1 pseudogene is annotated in these 510 nt (G+C 81.4%); it reads right to left on the bottom strand.

What is annotated here, in order from left to right:
- A pseudogene (locus tag VR44_RS40515) lies at positions 1-510 on the bottom strand (phosphodiester glycosidase family protein); the annotation flags it as partial.

Below are 510 nucleotides of genomic sequence, written 5' to 3'. Positions count from 1 at the left end.
GGGACAGGGCGCGGGTCAGCTCCGGTACGGGCAGCGGCCGGGGCGGGGCCGCGGCGGCGTCGGCGCGCGCTTCCAGGGCGAGCCCGGGTCCGGGGTGGCCCTCGGCGGGGGCCGCGCCCGGGCCCGTCCAGGCGGCGGCGTCCTCGAAGCCGGCCAGGGGGGCGGCCGCCGAGCCGACCCCGAGGGCAAGTCCGGCGGTGGCACCGGTGGTCCTGACGGTCGCGGTCAGCCGGCCGGAGGCCTGCGGGACGAGGGCCGTGACGGTGAAGCCGCCCCGGCCGTCCTCGGTGACCCGCCAGCGGGAGCGGTCGTAGTCCAGGGTCAGGTCCCGGGGCTCGACGGGCGCGGTCGCGCCCTGGGCGTCGTAGCCGGTCAGTACGAACCCGGCGCTCTCCCCCCGCCGTTCGAGCCCGATCCGGCCGGGCCCGGCCCGCAGCCCGGCGAGCGGCCCGAGCACCTCCAGCCGCAGCACCCCCTCGGGTCCACCGCCCGCTCCGGCAGCGGCCCGCA

The organism is Streptomyces katrae (genome assembly GCF_000966975.1).
GTDB classification, from domain to species: Bacteria; Actinomycetota; Actinomycetes; order Streptomycetales; family Streptomycetaceae; genus Streptomyces; species Streptomyces katrae.
This window is presented reverse-complemented; position numbering and strand designations above follow the sequence as displayed.